13 protein-coding genes are annotated in these 14,498 nt (G+C 40.6%); 3 read left to right on the plus strand and 10 right to left on the minus strand.

Going from position 1 to position 14,498, the window contains the following annotated elements; translation table 11 throughout:
• Positions 1-23: 23 nt before the first annotated feature.
• The 10 genes from AS141_RS13775 to AS141_RS13820 form a co-directional block, all read right to left on the minus strand.
• Complete coding sequence (locus AS141_RS13775) at positions 24-824, minus strand: alpha/beta fold hydrolase (protein ID WP_057938258.1); 801 nt, start codon at positions 822-824, stop codon at positions 24-26.
• Between the two features lie 74 nt (positions 825-898).
• Positions 899-2,488, minus strand: coding sequence for an amidohydrolase family protein (locus AS141_RS13780; protein ID WP_057938259.1), 1,590 nt, complete (start codon positions 2,486-2,488; stop codon positions 899-901).
• A 134-nt stretch (positions 2,489-2,622) separates the two neighbouring features.
• Positions 2,623-3,438: an enoyl-ACP reductase FabI gene (locus AS141_RS13785; protein ID WP_057938422.1), complete on the minus strand. Its 816-nt coding sequence runs from the start codon at positions 3,436-3,438 to the stop codon at positions 2,623-2,625.
• An 84-nt stretch (positions 3,439-3,522) separates the two neighbouring features.
• Positions 3,523-5,175: a DNA repair protein RecN gene (recN, locus tag AS141_RS13790; RefSeq protein WP_057938260.1), complete on the minus strand. Its 1,653-nt coding sequence runs from the start codon at positions 5,173-5,175 to the stop codon at positions 3,523-3,525.
• A 39-nt stretch (positions 5,176-5,214) separates the two neighbouring features.
• Positions 5,215-6,117, minus strand: coding sequence for a type IX secretion system protein PorD (porD, locus tag AS141_RS13795; RefSeq protein WP_057938261.1), 903 nt, complete (start codon positions 6,115-6,117; stop codon positions 5,215-5,217).
• A gap of 333 nt (positions 6,118-6,450) precedes the next feature.
• Complete coding sequence (coaBC, locus tag AS141_RS13800; RefSeq protein ID WP_057938262.1) at positions 6,451-7,659, minus strand: bifunctional phosphopantothenoylcysteine decarboxylase/phosphopantothenate--cysteine ligase CoaBC; 1,209 nt, start codon at positions 7,657-7,659, stop codon at positions 6,451-6,453.
• Between the two features lie 4 nt (positions 7,660-7,663).
• A complete protein-coding gene (locus AS141_RS13805; protein ID WP_057938263.1) occupies positions 7,664-7,978 on the minus strand; it encodes a DNA-directed RNA polymerase subunit omega in 315 nt (104 codons plus the stop codon).
• Between the two features lie 20 nt (positions 7,979-7,998).
• Positions 7,999-8,904, minus strand: a complete 906-nt coding sequence (locus AS141_RS13810; RefSeq protein ID WP_057938264.1) for an outer membrane protein assembly factor BamD — start codon at positions 8,902-8,904, stop codon at positions 7,999-8,001.
• A 74-nt stretch (positions 8,905-8,978) separates the two neighbouring features.
• The gene (locus AS141_RS13815; protein ID WP_057938265.1) at positions 8,979-9,695 is read right to left on the minus strand and encodes a T9SS type A sorting domain-containing protein; all 717 of its coding nucleotides are present in this window, start codon (positions 9,693-9,695) and stop codon (positions 8,979-8,981) included.
• 168 nt (positions 9,696-9,863) lie between these two features.
• The gene (locus tag AS141_RS13820; RefSeq protein WP_057938266.1) at positions 9,864-11,504 is read right to left on the minus strand and encodes an OstA-like protein; all 1,641 of its coding nucleotides are present in this window, start codon (positions 11,502-11,504) and stop codon (positions 9,864-9,866) included.
• Between the two features lie 48 nt (positions 11,505-11,552).
• Here AS141_RS13820 and tilS point away from each other — a divergent pair, with 48 nt between their 5' ends.
• The 3 genes from tilS (at position 11,553) to mdh (ending at position 14,475) form a co-directional block, all read left to right on the plus strand.
• Positions 11,553-12,872 (plus strand): tRNA lysidine(34) synthetase TilS, encoded by a 1,320-nt coding sequence (gene tilS, locus AS141_RS13825; protein ID WP_057938267.1) that lies wholly within the window; start codon positions 11,553-11,555, stop codon positions 12,870-12,872.
• A 3-nt stretch (positions 12,873-12,875) separates the two neighbouring features.
• Complete coding sequence (locus AS141_RS13830; RefSeq protein ID WP_057938268.1) at positions 12,876-13,391, plus strand: Crp/Fnr family transcriptional regulator; 516 nt, start codon at positions 12,876-12,878, stop codon at positions 13,389-13,391.
• A gap of 148 nt (positions 13,392-13,539) precedes the next feature.
• Positions 13,540-14,475: a malate dehydrogenase gene (gene mdh, locus AS141_RS13835; protein ID WP_057938269.1), complete on the plus strand. Its 936-nt coding sequence runs from the start codon at positions 13,540-13,542 to the stop codon at positions 14,473-14,475.
• Positions 14,476-14,498 lie beyond the last annotated feature (23 nt).

Genomic DNA, 14,498 nt, shown 5'->3' on the forward strand with positions numbered 1-14,498 from the left:
TTAGCGATCAAGAATAAAAGAAGTCAACTCTTTTCAATTAACCAATCTCCTAATAGACGGTTAATTTCCTTGGGTTTTTCTATGCAGCTACTATGACCTGCCCCAGGAATCCGGTGCAACTTCGATTTGGGGATTCCCATTTGGATAAATTTCGCCTTTACCGGGGCAGTGGCAACATCCTCGTCACCCACTATAATCATAGTAGGGCAAATTATTCTTCCAATCTCGCTTTCAATACCCTTTCTATATATTACTCCATCCACTGCTTTGGAAATACTCTTTTTATTTGACTTTAATTCTGTTTTCCAAAATTCTATTTTCTCAGAATTTAGGGGATCATTCAGCCAGCTTTCGGCAAACATGATTTTCATGACTTTACTTGCTACTGGCGGAAAAATACCCAGCCATTTGACAATTCCGTTCAGGGTCTTGTATTTTGGTAAATTTTCCACAGGCTCAGAATTCGCAGAAGTTTCCATCAGCACCAAGCTTTTGATCAATTCTGGAAATCGGGAAGCAAGTCTCATTCCTATAAAACCTCCCATTGAAAGCCCTGCAAAGTGTACAGGACCAACACATAGTTCTTTGATCAATTCCGCGGCATCCTCAGACAGCGTATCCATATCAAATGGACCTACTACCTCACTTTGACCCTGCCCTCTATGATCATATGCGATCACGCGAAACCGGGGTTGAAGAAATTCGATTTGATCACCAAACATCTTATGACTCCAAAGCAAGCCATGGGAAAAGACAATCGTTTCCTCCCCATTTCCTTGATCCGTGTAGAAAATATCAACTCCGTTTACATTGATTTGGGGCATACTAAATGGTGTTAGTGAGCAATCCTCCAATTTGGTCTATTGGCGTGGTGCTCTAGTTATAATTCTAATACTGTTTACCAATCCAACCCAGGCTGCGTGATAACATATCCTTGTTCTGCCTTTTGCCTATCCACTATCACTTTCACATCTTCCAAAAGTTTCTTTGCATCATAAATTATACCATCCTTCACCGTATATTTTACTCCGCCCACTCGAATTGGTTTGTTATTCTCATCAATTCTGATAGCCCCAGTTCCGTAGAGCACTTTTAGATTTTGCAATGGATTCTCCTCCAGAATCACAAAATCTGCCAGTTTGCCAACTTCTACAGTACCGATCTCATTTTGCATTCCTAGTAATTCCGCACCATAGAGTGTAGCAGATCGAAGAACTTCCAACGGATGAAAGCCCGCTTCTCTAAGCAGTTCCAGTTCACGGATATATGCAAATCCATAGAGCTGATATATAAATCCAGAATCAGATCCTGCTGTCACTCTTCCCCCTTTGTTTTTGTATTCATTCACAAAAGCCATCCAAAGCCTGTAATTTTCTTTCCACAGGATTTCCTCCTCCGTGGTCCAGTCAAACCAGTATGAACCGTGTGATTGACGATTTGGCGCATAAAATTCCCAAAGGGAAGGGAGTGTATAAACGTCATGCCACTCTGCGGTCCTCGCACGCATCATATCCCGATTCGCTTCATAGATATTAAAGGTCGGATCGAGTGTAAAATCCAATTCAAGCAATTTATCCATCACTTTAGTCCAATGCTCAGAACCTGGTGTGGCAGCTTGCTTCCAAAGTTTTCCAGCTTCTGCGAAACGATGCTGTTCATTTTGATAATTGTAATCCAACCTAAAATCCTGAATCGTCTGATCTTCGAAAAGAGCTTCTGGCAACCCATACCAATGTTCCATAGAAGTCAAGCCCGCTTCGGCAGAATTCAACACATTCCACCGCGCCACGTTCAATTGCTGATGATGCATGGCTGAGCGGAGCCCAATTTTTTTATTTTCGGAGATCGCAGCCTTCATCACTTCAGGATTTGCACCAAAAAATTTAATCCCATCAGCTCCCTTTTTCGCATTTTCATTTACCCAGGCTTTTGCCTGATCTGCGGTGGTAATAGGCGCTTTGGCTCCTTGCCCAAAACTGGTATATGCCAAAATCCGAGGTGCTGTAATCTCATTAGCTGCAGATCTTTTCTTTTGATCCAGCACCCAGTCCAGTCCATTGCCAGCCGAAGGATCCCTAATCGTCGTGATACCGTGAGCCAGCCAAAGTTTAAACACATACTCCGCAGGTGTCCCCTGCCCTCGCCCACCGATATGCCCATGAGAATCTACAAATCCCGGAAGTAGGTAGTGTCCTTCCAACTCATAGACTTTATCATCTGGGCCTGCTTTTGGTCTACGATTTTCATCGATCGTCATTCCTGGATAACCTACTATCTGAATTTGAGAGATTCTATTTTTCTCCACAACAATATCCACCGGCCCCACAGGCGGAGCGCCTGTTCCATCGATGAGAACTACTCCTCTCAAAATCAACCGCTCATACTGCCCGTCTCCTTCATTTCTGTCTGGAGCAGGTTCTATTTGGGAAAATGATGGAAAGGAAAGATATAAGCCAACAAGGATAAGAAGTAAATGTCTTTTAAGCATAGAAAGCAGTTTAGTTTAGCTCAATAAGTTAAGCCAAAAAGTCACAGCAAAAAATATAAAACCAACGAACTGTACCCACAAAAAAGCCCTATGGAGTTTCCAAAGGGCTTTTTTGAAGTATGTTTACTAGGTAATTACAGATCCTTAAACTTCTCCATGATATCTTCTGAAATTCCGGTAAAGGAATATCCTCCATCATGATATAGGTTTTGCATGGTAACCAATCTAGTGTAGTCAGAGAACATTGTTACAATGTATTCCGCACAGGCTTCTGCTGAGGCATTCCCAAGAGGAGAAAGGGATTCTGCAAAATTGTAAAACGAATCAAATCCTCCAATCCCAGAACCAGCTGTAGTCTTAGTAGGGGACTGGGAAATTGTATTAACTCTTACTTTTTTCAATTTACCGAATCTATAGCCATACCCACGCGCAATGCTCTCAAGCAAAGCTTTCGCATCAGCCATATCTGTGTAAAAAGGAAAAACTTGCTGAGCTGCGATATAAGAAAGACCAATAATTGATCCCCACTCATTCATAACATCTTGCTTTTCTGCCACTTGCATCATCTTGTGAAAAGAGATCGCAGACACATCATAAGACTTCATCACCCAATCGTAGTTTAGATCACCATAAGACCTTCCTTTTCTGATGTTTGGGGACATTCCTATGGAGTGCAATAGAAAGTCAAAATTTCCTCCAAGATATTCTTTGGCTTCAGTGTAGAGTTTTTCGATATCTTCTGTGCTAGTAGCATCCGCGGGAATCACAATGGTATCACATTCCTTTGCAAGTTCATTGATAGCGCCCATACGCATGGCAATTGGCGCATTCGTCAATACAAATCTTGCTCCTTGTTCTTTCGCTTTAAGCGCTGTTTTCCATGCAATTGAGTTCTCATCGAGAGCACCGGTAATAATTCCGAGTTTTCCTTTCAGCAAATTTTCTGGCATATAGCTAGGGGTTATTTTCAAAAATATTGCCCAAAAATAGGAAAAAATAATCATTCAAGCCCTCAAATAGATGTAATGCAACAATTAGCGCCGGAGTAATTCCTTGGCACTTTCTATCGCTGATGCAGAGGGAGAAGCTCCCGCAATCATTTTGGCAAGCTCCAACACCCGCTCATCTTGATCAAGTAGTTTGATTTTACTTACAGTTTTTTCAGTAGAATTATCTTTGTAAACAAAATAATGAAGATCGCCCTGGCCTGCCACCTGTGGTAAATGAGTTATACAAATCACTTGATGTTTGAGCGAAATATCCTTCATCATTCCAACCATCTTCAAAGCCACTTCCCCAGAAATACCCGTATCTATCTCATCAAAAATCAACGTAGGCATGGCCATTTTATCCGCCATCAAATATTTAATAGCAAAAAGTAATCTGGAAAACTCCCCTCCTGAAGCCACTTTTTTCAATGGCTGCGGGGAAGATCCTTTATTTGCAGAAAACAGCAACTCAATTTCGTCCATTCCATTTGCAGAAGGTTCAATGGGTTTGTGTTCCATTACAACTTTGGAATTCTCCATACCCAGACCGGCCAAAAGCTCTTCCAGAGAACTCTGAAACCCTTGAAAACTCTCCAGCCTTTTTATGCGAAGAGCTTTTCCTAAATCGGCAACCTGCATCCTGCTTTTCTCCAATTCCAGTTTTGCCGTTGCTAGCGTTTCATCCAAATTCTGAACCTGAAATACCTTATCCGCCAGCTCCCTTTCCAGTTCCATCAATTCTTCTATAGATGCTACCCCATGTTTTTTCTGCAGTTGATAAATCCTGCTCAATCTATCTCTGATCTCATCCAATCGCTCAAAATCAACTTCTACCCGGGTCTCTTCATCGCCAAGTGTCTCTTCTATATCTTTTAATTCGATGTTCACGGCTTGAAAACGCTCTTTCAATGTTGAAAACACATGCGCCAAGCGCTCCAGAGATTGCATCCCATGCTGGATCTGAGACATTCCTTGTAAAATTCCGAATTGCTCATCCTGGAAAAGATTCAACATTTCGTTGATCTTCAGCTTGATTTCTTCCGCATTCTCAAGAATTTCCTGAGTAGATTCCAGTTCCGCTTGCTCGTTTTCCTTCAATCCCAGCGTACTCAATTCTTCTAATTGAAATTGATTGAAATCTGCTTCCTTTTGCAATTCAACAGCTTTTTTATTGAGTTCGTTAAAGGCCTTTTGAGCTTTTTGAAAGGCCTTATATGCTGCCTTATAGTGTTCAACTTCTTCCTGAGCTTGAGAAAATGCATCAATCAAACTCAGCTGGTAGCTTCCTTCTCCTAATTGTAGCGTATCATGCTGGGAATGCACATCCATCAAAAAACTCCCCAACGTCTTCAAAACGTCCAATAGTACAGGTGTATCATTTACAAACGACCGGGATTTCCCTGTAGAGCTGATCTCTCTGCGTATAATACAAGTGGGCTCAAAATCTAGCTCTTTTCGATCAAAAAACTCCTCTAAACCATAACTCGCCACTTCAAACACGCCTTCGATAACGCACTTTTTATCCTCATGAAGTAAGACCTTCGTATCAGCTCTGTTCCCTAGAAGCAGACCTACAGCACCAAGCATAATGGATTTTCCAGCGCCAGTCTCGCCGGTAATCATACTGAGTCCTGGACTAGGCTGCATATGCAGTTGGTCGATCAGAGCATAATTAGAAATGCAAAGAGATTTGAGCATTGGTAAAGTGTTCGTTAGGGCAAAACTAAAAAATCGAGCTTAGCTTTTCAGCAGCTCATTGTACTTTCTCGCATTATTTGGATCAACTTCCAAAAGTAGTTCGACTATTTCTGTTCGAATCTCAAGGGAAGCATTTTTCATAATTGAAGTTATTTCATCACTTTTGGCATCCATAAAAGAAATCACAAATATACCATTAGGCTGAGTTTTATTAGCTTCTGCCAAAATCCGAATTGCTTCTAGGATATTAGCATATGCCTCTTTTGGACGAATCTGAAGAATATCCAACCCTTGGCGATGATACAAATAATAGGCATCCCGGATCACAGAAAAGACCGAAGACGTATAGATATCGTTATTTAAAGCATAGCGGTTCCGTCGATCAGAGGTGCTTTGTGTCCAGCCAGGCCTACCTGATTGCTGGGCATTATTTACTATATCATTTGCTGCAGCAAAGAATTCGCTACCACCGCGGCTTTCAAAAGAATCATAATCCAATCCCAAAGAGATATGAGCGTAGAATGCCAACAGAGAGCTAATATTATTCAGGTACGTAAACCGGTTGAATTCCAGTGGTTGTGATTCTATATAATCAAAACTCCAATTCCTATCTGCAAAGTTAAAAACCAAACTTTCGTAATTAGTCCCATAAACAGGCCTGACGGTCTGAATCTGAACCGTAGCATTATAAGTCCCTACCTGTGGCACATCATTAATCGTAATAAGCAGGTTCCCTTTGATTCGTTCCTCGGGACGAAATTCATCGGTAGTCCACGATCGCCCGTTAAGAAATTGCTCAAAACTGGTTTTCATCTGGTTAAAAACGTCTGTATTCTGGATTCTCGCGCGGTCGCTATTGATAATTACGGTAAAATTCAACTCCTGAGAAAACCCAAGGAATGAATAGCAAAAAAAGAGTGTCAAAAGAATTCCTTTTATCATACGTTTATTTTTTGTTTATCAGCTGTCATATGGAATCTCGTATGCATTATAATCATCCCAGTGTGTGACGCTGGAGTCATGCTCGATTTCATTGATTATAATTGTTTTAAAATGGTCAGATGGAATCTTTGACGATTAAAATAATCATTGCACTGTGTGTTTTAATGATGATTTTAATCGTGTCGATTTCATATGTTTAATTTTATTTTTCAGCTAACATTTAGCAAGTCCCGAGCTTGATTCGGGAAAATCTCTAATTGAATAATCATCCGGCAGTTCGTCGCACATGACATGCACGAATTTATATTCTTAAAAATACGGAAATAAAAAGGCTCAAACCCAAACTGGGATATTTTTGATTTGATCTATTATCAGATTAGCAATTTGCTTTTTGGGAGCAATCTCAGATTGAACGGTCAATCCTGATCTATGAAAAATATGCACTTTATTCGTATCAAACTGAAATCCAGCCCCCTGATCCTTCATTGAATTGAGGACGATCATGTCAAAATTCTTCTCAGAAAGCTTACGTTGGGCATTCTCCTCTTCCTTCTCAGTCTCCAGAGCAAAGCCAATATGCACTTGGTTTTGCTTTTTCTTACTTCCTAATTTTGCAGCGATATCTACATTTTTTACCAAATTAATCGAAAGAGTCGCATCCTTTTTTTTAATTTTCTCCGGAGAAACTTCCGCAGGAGCATAATCTGCTACAGCTGCCGCAAAAACACAAATATCCATTTGTTCATGGATTTCAACAGCTGCCTGATACATTTCACTAGCAGATTTCACATCCTTCCAACGAAAATTAACCTTAGGGACTTTTAATGAAATCGGGCCGGAAATCACAAACACTTCGGCACCCCGCGAAAGAAAGGCATTTGCCAAAGCAAGCCCCATTTTGCCACTGGAATGATTACTTACATACCTCACAGGGTCAATTGCCTCTTGCGTAGGCCCCATAGTTATCATCACTTTCTTTCCACTGAAATCAGACTTTACCGCAAAAAACTGTTCCACCTTCAACAAAATATGTTCCGGCTCCATCATTCTGCCCCGACCAGATAATCCACTGGCCAATTCCCCTGATTCGGCATCAAGGACTACATTCCCGAAGGTCTCTAATTTCTCAATGTTTGAAAGTACCGAAGGATGCTGATACATGTCCAGGTCCATCGCCGGAGCTAGCATCACAGTACATCTTGCAGACAAGTAGCTAGCAGAAAGTAAATTATCACATATGCCATTGGCGAATTTCGCCAAGGTATTTGCACTGGCTGGTGCAACTAAAAATAAATCTGCCCAAAGCCCCAATTCTACATGATTATTCCAAATTCCGGTTTTGTCATGCTGAAACTGACTTAAAACCGGCCTTTTGGAAAGTGTTGCCAAGGTGAGCGGTGTGATAAAATCAAAAGCAGAAGTGCTCATAATGACCTGCACTTCTGCTCCTGCTTTAATTAATAGACGGGTAAGAACAGCTGACTTGTAAGCAGCAATGCTTCCTGTCACGCCCAATATGATTTTCTTACCCTTGAGGCTCATAAATTTATTCGCCGGCTGGTTCTTCAGGAAGTCTGCTGTATACTTTACCTTCCATGAATTCTTCCATAGCCAATGTGCTTGGCTTCGGCATTCTTTCGTAGAACTTGGAGATTTCGATCTGCTCTTTGTTTTCAAATACTTCTTCCAAATTATCGACTGTAGAAGCGAATTCAGAAAGCTTGATGTTTAACTCCTCCTTCAACGTATTTGAGATTTGTTTTGCTCTCTGACCGACTACATGAAGAGACGTATAAATATTGCCTGTTTTGTCAGCGATTTTATCGAGATCTCTTGTAATGATGGATGGATTAACTGCCATATTCTTAGTTGATTATAATTCTATTTTATTTCTACTTTTTCTATTGCTTTATTCTCTAATGCTTGCGCTTTTTGTTCAGCTAAACGTTCATTATAGTCCTTTAGGTCAATAGAATGAGATTCCAATTCTTCTTTTGCTTTCTCTTCTATCTCTTTCACTTTTCCTGTATAGGCACTGGTTGGATACCTGCGATAAAATGTGCTTGCAAAACCCAACGCATCTTCCAATCTTTCCTTCTTTTTCAAGAAAGTGCTGTTTTCAGCATATCCCGTGCTCACCTCTACAAGCTTGTAGGCAAGCTCTTCGTTATGCTTGCTCTCAGGATAATTCTTCATGAAGTTCTGAAAGTTTATTATGCATGCACGATAAAAATCACCTGGATACAGGCCATCCTTCAGTCGGTAATACATAGATGATTCCATGTACGCTTTTTCTTCAAATCTACCTTGCAAGTCAACAAGCATATCCATTGCCCGCTCATAGCTAGCTGAAGCAGGAAATTTGGTAACAAATTGCTGAATAGCAGCTACGGCTTCCCGAGAGCTTTGCTGATCCAAATTAGCATCCGGAGAGTCAAGGTAAAGGGAATAGGCATTCATAAACAATGCTTCTTCCGCCAATGGACTTCTATTATATGTCCGGTAGAAATTACTAAAATAACCGGCAGCCTCAATATATCTCTTCGTCTTGAAATGGCAATTGGCATAATTATAATCTGCCAATTCCGCCTTTTCACTCCCTCTGATCACAGGCAATACCTTATCGTAAAGGATGATAGCCTTATTGTATTCACCTTCCTGATAATATTTGTTTGCCCCCGCATATAACTCCTCCCAGTTCGTGCTTTTCTCAAGCTTGTTGAACGGACCACAGGCACCGGCAACTACTAGTATAATAATCAGTAATAGAATGGATTGTACGCGCATGTTCATTTTCAAGACCGCAAATATACGGGTTAATTATTCGGATTCAAATGGATGATTGTTGGATATAGCAACTCTTACTTCTTGACAACGAGCTTCTTGGTTACAATATTTTTATTGTCCAAGAAAAGTGTGTAGAAATAAATCCCTGGATTGAAATCAGACACATCAATTGCTAACGTGTTTCTTTCTGGTGTAAGTTCATAATCTGCTATGGGATTCCCGATAAAACTATTAATAGCAATTCTTGCCTTGACAGATTGGTTTTTGAAGTTATAATCAAATTGAGCCGTTCTCACACTGGGATTTGGATACACATCGCTAAGTACAATATCCTCATAGTCAAACTCATCTACTTTGACTGCAGAATCTTCGACTTCATACCTGGCTTCGACGAGAAACTGATCTCTAAGGTTGCTTTCATTTACAAATGACAAGTCAAAGGACCCCCTTGTTTCAGCTATTCCCATATCAAACTCCAAATACAGATCTGTCAACAGCTCGCCCGGCTCCAATGTCAATTTAATTTTTGCAAGATCTTTTTTTGGATCATAGCACTCGTCCCCAATGCATATCCTTACTCTTTGAGAAGAACCAATATTGCCCCGGAGGCTTTTTAGTAGATATGTTTTTACTTTATCAGTTTCGTTTTGAAGAATGACTGTCTTACGTTGTTTAGAGCCCAAGTCCCCGCGAAACTCCAGCCCATCACTTAACACACGTATCTGTTGCGCTTCCCCAACAACGGGAATCAATAGCCAAAGCCATGTAAAAAAAATGAGTAATCGTTTCATGTAAAATTTCTATCGATACGCCTTCTGTGTTGTAACTCTCTTCAATATACGCACAAAATTAAGCCAATGGCTATGTATTTAGAGAAAAAAGCGGTTAAAATCTGTTAACCCTTATAAAATTTTTTCATACGAAACACGTTGCCTACTGATTTCATCTTCAAGAAATAGTTATGGACTCTTTTTTTCTGGTTTCCATCCGCGTTTTTCCAGTGATTTTAAGATCTCTTCATCGGTTGGCAAAACCAATTCTATCACCGGATCATTAAACAAATTTTCTGCTTCCGGATCGATTTCTTCGGGCTTTCTCCAAGCATTTATATCAGCCAATGTAGGTCTTTCTTCGAATCTCCAATTGAATCCTTCTAATCTGGAATTCTCTTCAGTGATGAGTTGAAAAGGTGTGAATTTCCCGTCAGGTTTGATACCATAGGTCACGCGCTGAATTACCCCCTCTTTAAATCGGAGTTTGATGTTAGCACTCAGCGTTTTATTTATCCCTTGAGAAATGGTATCTGCCTGCAACGCAAAATATAGCGACTCTCCATTTCCGTCAATATCAATCTTATCCATTTGACCATCTTCAAAATAGCCAATCATTGTCCTACCCTTCATCTGGTTGAAATTACTTATTGTATCCTGCGTGATCACAAACACTTTATCCTTCATGAAAACGCGGTCGAGTTCTTCATTCGCAATGTAAAAGACCATACTGTCAGCTGTAATTTGGCTTTTTTGATTCCACATCACTGGGTCTTTGAAAAGCTGTATGGATGAATCTGAATAATTATAAACCAACGAGTCGGCTGCACCGGACATATCCGATTTCACCAGCTTAACGGTCCTAAAAGCCAACAAATATTTCATAGAATCCGCTTCTCCATCCTGTGATATCAAAGAGTCCGAAGCCATATAAAGCGTATCCTTCTCAAAGTACTTTCTTACCAAAGCATTTCCGTGGACCAGACTATATTTTCGCTCATCCCAATATTCGCCTACATCACCAAAGATTTCTACTTGCCGTTCTTTATTGAGCACACTCACCTCTTCTTTCCCTTCATAATAGGCTTCCAACTCACTATAATACAATTCTCTGGCCTTTATTCTGCTCGTTTCAGTCTCTACAATCCCCTCATAAAACCTGAATTTTTTTGCCTGTGTATCATAGAAACTCCCGTTTTGTGCATCGAGCGTATTCCCGTCTTTTGAAATCAAATTTGTCAACCCCTTTGTTTCCGCAGTTTTGGGGATTGTCATGTAAACCAAATCATTGGTTTTCATAGTGTAATCCGGATTGACCAGCACCACATCCTTTTGAAATGTGATCCGTTCAATATTCACCTCATATTTGCCACGCTCACTTGTGAGAACATTTACTGAATCGACTACTTTTCCATCGTTAAAATAGTATGCGATATTGCCAGCACGGTCATAATCCAGGTATTCTGTGGTAAGGGTAGTTTTTTGGTTTGTAAACACCACATTATTTCTAAGCTTTGCCATTTTGGTGTTCCCATCGTATTCAGCATAAGTGCTGGTAGTCTGTACAGGATCTTCCTGATCTATAATTCTCACATTCCCAAAAAGCCTAGCCTTATTTTCATCCCTAAAAAAAAGTGCAGAATCACAGTAAATCAACGTTTTCTGATGCTTCATCTGTACAGACCCCAGCAAGCGATCAACACCTTTTGCCCCAGTCTGTTCATCTGCACTTTTAATCTCCAAAACGGACTTTTCCTGTGCCAGAGCTGAGGCAGAAACCACCCAAAAAGACAATAGGAAAAAAGAAATACGAAATAAGGCTGAAGTCATAGTAGCACGAATGTGGGCAAAATTAGCAGAAAATGATATTTTTGATCAATGGTTGAAGCTTTTATCCGGCATATCCGGGACAAATCAATTTTAGATCCATCCAAAACCTACTTATTGGCGAGCAGCGGTGGAATCGACAGCATGTGTTTAGGCAATCTTCTTACCAAAGCAGAAATCCCTTTTGAAATAGCCCATGTCAATTTTGGATTACGCGCAGCGGAAAGTGATGCAGATGAAGATTTTCTCCGCAAATGGGCGGAAAGTTTACCTAAACCATTCCATGTCTACCGTGCAGAGACCGGCAAATTCGCAGCTGAGCGAAATATCTCTACGCAAATGGCAGCAAGAGAGATTCGTTATCAGTGGTTTGAAAAGATAAGGTCAGAAAGAAATTTAGCAGGAATTATTCTAGCTCATCACGAAGATGATCAGATAGAGACTATTTTTCTGAACTTGCTGCGAGGCACCGGTATTGAAGGGATTTATGGAATGGCTGAGCGCAAAGGCTGGCTAATCAGACCGATGTTGGCTTTTGGCAGAAAAGAAATCCACGAATATGTCCTGGAGAACAACATAGAATGGAGAGAAGACAGCTCCAATAAAACGACTGACTACAAACGCAATAAGATCCGGCATATCAGTTTGCCGGCACTTTACAAGGTAGCCGATGATGCTAAATCGAACTTACTGAACAGCTTCGCTAGACTAAAAGACACCGGAAAGGCTTTCACCTCATTGTTTGAAAACTGGAAAAATGAAAAAATCAAGGAAGCAGACCGGTTACAGATTCTTGCTACTGCTGATATCGTAAAGACCGGTGGTGCGGCATCGCTTCTGTACTTTTGGCTTCGTCCATACGGCTTCAATTCCGATCAGGCACAAGTTATTTTGGAAAGCTGCCGGTCAGGCGAGTCCGGAAAGCTATTCGAAAGCCCAAGTCATTTACTCAATATTGACCGGGATCAGCTTATTCTGGCTGCAATACCCCAATCGTTTGACTCTATAACAATTTCTGAAAATGATATTGAATTTGTTTTGCCTGAAGGCAGGTATGAAATCCTAAAGCTGCAGGGTAAAGAAGACCTGGACAAAAGCCGTCAAAATGCTATGCTTGATCTAGAGCGGCTTAGTTTTCCATTAGAAATCAGAACTTGGCAGGAAGGAGACAGATTCACGCCTCTGGGAATGAAAAACGCAAAGAAAATCTCAGACTTTTTAATAGATCTAAAAGTTCCTATAGTGAAAAAACATGCCGTGAAAGTAGTACTTTCAGAAGGCCAAATAGCCTGGGTGATTGGTTATAGAATTGCTGACTGGGCAAAATCTACAGCTGCTACAAGAAGGTTACTTTATCTAAAAAAACGATAAGAAATGCGTAATCCATTTTCTAAAACATACACTGATACTGAGGAACAAATGTTCAACTTTCTTGGACAGATTAAATTCTTTGAAAACTTGAAAGATAAGGAAATGGCTCGGTTTATTCCTGCCATGCACCACAGGAAGTATGTAAAGGACGAAGTGGTCTTCTTCAGCAAGGACCCCAGTCAGGCGCTTTACCTAGTCAAAAATGGAGACATCAGTCTCACCATTGATGTCAAAGATAATTTTGAGACTATTCTTGAAATAAAAAGAGGCCAGGCTTTTGGAGAAAACTCCTTACTTGAAAATGCGAAAAGAACATATACTGCATTGGTTGTTTCTGATGATGCTGAATTAATTGTAATCCCATACTTTGCAATGCAGGAAATTTTTGACAGTAACCCAAAGATCAAAGCAAAAATGATGACTTCATTGGCGGAATATTACAATCAAAATAATCAGCGTCTTTTCCGCTCCTACAGAGAATCTTTTGGCTTCTTCAGCCTTCGTCAAATGTTTGAATAAGCTCGTTCAACCAGCGTTTTTCGTATTTGTCAAAAAACCTAAATTACTTCCAAACTATTCTGGGGTCTGTTTCGAATCCTAGGCATTGTTTAATATCTTAGCGCCGCTTTTTAACACAAAATATTCATATATAAAATTTATAGATCTAATGAGCAAAGTAACCGTAGTAGGAGCTGGTAACGTAGGTGCAACTTGTGCTGATGTATTAGCTTATCGCGAAATCGCCGAGGAAATTGTATTAATTGACATCAAAGAAGGCGTAGCTGAGGGAAAAGCACTTGACATCTTCCAGAAAGCACCTATTAATCAATACGATAGCCGAACTATAGGAAGCACAAATGATTATAGCAAAACCGCAAATTCAGACGTTGTAGTAATCACTTCAGGTCTTCCCCGTAAGCCAGGTATGACTCGTGACGATCTGATCGAAACCAACGCTGGTATCGTGAAGTCCGTAACTGAGAATGTCATCAAGCACTCTCCGAATGCAATCATCATCGTGGTTTCCAATCCACTGGATGTAATGACTTATCAAGCCCATATCACTGCGGATATTTCTAGAAATAAAGTAATCGGTATGGCTGGTATTCTGGATACGGCACGTTACAGAGCGTTTCTTGCTGAGGAACTAAATGTATCTCCAAAAGAAATTCAGGCAATCCTCATGGGAGGTCATGGTGATACCATGGTTCCTCTTCCCCGCTATACCACAGTAGCAGGTATCCCGGTGACTGAGCTGGTTGCCAAAGATAAGCTTGATGCGATCATCGAAAGAACTAAGTTTGGAGGTGGAGAGCTAGTGAAGCTGATGGGTACTTCTGCCTGGTATGCTCCAGGGTCAGCAGCAGCTCAAATGGTAGAAGCGATCTTGAAGAACCAAAGAAGAGTATTTCCGGTGTGCATCAAACTTGAAGGTGAATATGGAATCGACGATTGCTACCTTGGTGTACCGGTAATTCTAGGCAAAAACGGTGTAGAGAAAGTATTGGAGCTAGATCTGAATGCCGAAGAAAAAGCACTTCTTGAGACTTCCAGAGGCCATGTTAAAGAAGTAATGGAAGTATTGAACAAACTGGGCAAATAATCCCGGTACTTTTATATAGCAGA

Origin of the sequence: Algoriphagus resistens (genome assembly GCF_001442615.1) — a bacterium.
In the GTDB taxonomy this organism is placed as follows: Bacteria; Bacteroidota; Bacteroidia; order Cytophagales; family Cyclobacteriaceae; genus Algoriphagus; species Algoriphagus resistens.

Excerpts from the sequence above, each read along its gene's own strand:
- AS141_RS13775 (WP_057938258.1), bottom strand. The coding sequence starts at position 824 with ATGCCCCAAATCAATGTAAACGGAGTTGATATTTTCTACACGGATCAA.
- AS141_RS13780 (WP_057938259.1), bottom strand. The coding sequence starts at position 2,488 with ATGCTTAAAAGACATTTACTTCTTATCCTTGTTGGCTTATATCTTTCC.
- AS141_RS13785 (WP_057938422.1), bottom strand. The coding sequence starts at position 3,438 with ATGCCAGAAAATTTGCTGAAAGGAAAACTCGGAATTATTACCGGTGCT.
- recN (WP_057938260.1), bottom strand. The coding sequence starts at position 5,175 with ATGCTCAAATCTCTTTGCATTTCTAATTATGCTCTGATCGACCAACTG.
- porD (WP_057938261.1), bottom strand. The coding sequence starts at position 6,117 with ATGATAAAAGGAATTCTTTTGACACTCTTTTTTTGCTATTCATTCCTT.
- coaBC (WP_057938262.1), bottom strand. The coding sequence starts at position 7,659 with ATGAGCCTCAAGGGTAAGAAAATCATATTGGGCGTGACAGGAAGCATT.
- AS141_RS13805 (WP_057938263.1), bottom strand. The coding sequence starts at position 7,978 with ATGGCAGTTAATCCATCCATCATTACAAGAGATCTCGATAAAATCGCT.
- AS141_RS13810 (WP_057938264.1), bottom strand. The coding sequence starts at position 8,904 with ATGCGCGTACAATCCATTCTATTACTGATTATTATACTAGTAGTTGCC.
- AS141_RS13815 (WP_057938265.1), bottom strand. The coding sequence starts at position 9,695 with ATGAAACGATTACTCATTTTTTTTACATGGCTTTGGCTATTGATTCCC.
- AS141_RS13820 (WP_057938266.1), bottom strand. The coding sequence starts at position 11,504 with ATGACTTCAGCCTTATTTCGTATTTCTTTTTTCCTATTGTCTTTTTGG.
- tilS (WP_057938267.1), top strand. The coding sequence starts at position 11,553 with ATGGTTGAAGCTTTTATCCGGCATATCCGGGACAAATCAATTTTAGAT.
- AS141_RS13830 (WP_057938268.1), top strand. The coding sequence starts at position 12,876 with ATGCGTAATCCATTTTCTAAAACATACACTGATACTGAGGAACAAATG.
- mdh (WP_057938269.1), top strand. The coding sequence starts at position 13,540 with ATGAGCAAAGTAACCGTAGTAGGAGCTGGTAACGTAGGTGCAACTTGT.